This is a genomic window from Bradyrhizobium sp., from assembly GCF_049581145.1.
Lineage (GTDB): Bacteria > Pseudomonadota > Alphaproteobacteria > Rhizobiales > Xanthobacteraceae > Bradyrhizobium.
This window is the reverse complement of sequence record NZ_JBAURI010000403.1, coordinates 1-2,055: the sequence shown is the minus strand read 5'-3', so window position 1 is coordinate 2,055 and position 2,055 is coordinate 1. Positions and strand designations below refer to the sequence as shown.

2 protein-coding genes are annotated in these 2,055 nt (G+C 66.0%); both read left to right on the top strand.

Going from position 1 to position 2,055, the window contains the following annotated elements:
• A partial coding sequence (locus WCB02_RS13020) for a sensor histidine kinase (protein ID WP_423958636.1) occupies positions 1-780 on the top strand: 780 nt, incomplete at its 5' end.
• A gap of 377 nt (positions 781-1,157) precedes the next feature.
• Complete coding sequence (locus WCB02_RS13015) at positions 1,158-1,805, top strand: cold-shock protein (protein ID WP_423958635.1); 648 nt, start codon at positions 1,158-1,160, stop codon at positions 1,803-1,805.
• Positions 1,806-2,055 lie beyond the last annotated feature (250 nt).

The window sequence follows — 2,055 nt, the reverse complement described above, 5'->3', positions numbered from 1 at the left end:
CTCGCCGACCTCGCCGAGCGCTATCACGAGGAGAAATCGCGGGCCGAGGCCGCCAACCGCGCCAAGGCGGAATTCCTCGCCAACATGAGCCACGAGCTGCGCACGCCACTCAACGCCATCATTGGTTTCTCGCAGCTGATGGGAAGCCAGACGTTTGGACCGCTGGGGTCGCAGAAGTACCGCGACTATTGCGACCACATTCTCGCCGGCGGTGAGTATCTCTTGCATGTGGTCACCGACATTCTGGACATGGCGCGGCTCGAGGCTGGCCGCGAACGCTTGTGTTACGCCCGCTTCCGCGCCGAGCAGGCGGTGAGCCGGGCGGTGCTCGACATCGCGCCGACGGCGCGCGAGAAGCGCATCGCGGTCAGGATCGAGGTCGACCCGGAAGTGACGGTCGAAGCAGACCCGCTGGCGGTCGAGCGGATCCTCACCACGCTCATGCGCAATGCGGTGAAATTTGCACCCGAGGGCGGCGAAGTGACAATCGGCGCCGCTGCGATCGGCGAGCAGGTCCATTTCATCGTCGAGGACAATGGCCCCGGCATAGCCGCCAAGGACGTTGCGCGCCTGGGCCGACCTTTTGAGCAGGGCGACGTCGTCATGGCCAACGGCATGAAGGGATCGGGGCTCGGCCTGGCGATCGCCAATTCGCTGGTCGAATTGCATCGCGGAACGCTGCGGCTCCAGTCGAGGGCGGGCGAGGGCGCGGCGGCGATGGTCACCCTGCCGAGGGTCCAGCGCGGATTGCGCGCGCTTTCGATGGCGCGCGTGGCGTGAAAGAGTAGCGCGCCGCCGTGGGCGCATAAGAACCCGTCAGGCGCTCTGCTGGGCGAACCAGCGGCGACATGTGGGCGCCCCCGCCATCGCTGTTAGAACTGTTTTTTATCCCGCCCCCCGCGATCATACACCGCAGCTCGCGTCCGCGCTGTGACGCGGCTCACTGCCGCCGGGACAGCACTGTCCTAAAATTGGTGGTTTAGGACGGCGGTGGGCCGTCCGGGCCCTCGGAGGGAGCGCATCCAGAACGTGGACGTGGCCATCGGCATGAGACTGGATCGAGCGGCAGCGTCGGTCATCACAGGCTCTGTATGGATGGCGACGGTTCTCGATCGGCTAGCGTTTTCGGCCAGCGGTGGTCACGGAGGATTGGAGCGATGGGTAGTGTTCATCAATTGCGGACCCCTGCCAGGAGCGCATTCGAAGACGGCGAGACCACATTGGAAGCGGCCGCGTCATCAGGTTCGGAGAGCTTGGCGCGGACACACGGGGATGCAACCAGTGTTTTCGGTGCGCCCGCTGTGGACGCCGATCCGTTGGCGAGTGGGCTGACGGTCGACGCGACCGTGAAATGGTTCAACGCCGACAAGGGCTATGGCTTTGTCGAGTTGAAGGGCGGCCAAGGCGACGCATTCGTGCATCTCAAGACCTTGCGCCAGATCGGACGCGAAACGCTGCCCTCGGGCGCCAAGCTTCGCGCCGTCGTTCGGTCTGGCTCCCGGGGCGCGCAGGTGGTGCGGGTGATCGAGGTCGACGCCACGAGCGTCGTCGAACGCCCGGAGCGGCCGCCGCGACGCCCGCCCCCTGACGCGTCGACCGCGATCGATTTGACCGGAAAGGTTAAATGGTTTGATGGCACGCGGGGCTTCGGGTTTGTCGCCAGCGACGACTTTGGCAAGGACGTGTTCGTGCACAGCTCGATTCTCGGCGCCGCGGGCGTTTCCAGCCTCGCCGAGGGCCAGGCGGTCTCGATGCGCGTCGTCGAGACGCCGAAGGGCAGGGAGGCGATTACAATCGTCCTCTAGCGGAAGGCGTGGCTTCAGCGCCCGCCCCGCGCGGCGAGACGTCAAACCGAGGGCCCCGATACGGGGCCCTTTCTCTTTGGCGGGACGCGCGCAGACGCCGGCGCCGTCTGGCAGGATGATCCTCCGGGCGGGCCGCGCCGATCAGACGGCCCTGTTCTGAGCCCTCAGCCGTAAGGCGAGAACGCGCATCACCCGCAGTGCGAAGAACGGCGTGTGCCGGACCAGGAAGAGAAAATGCTTTTCCTTGATC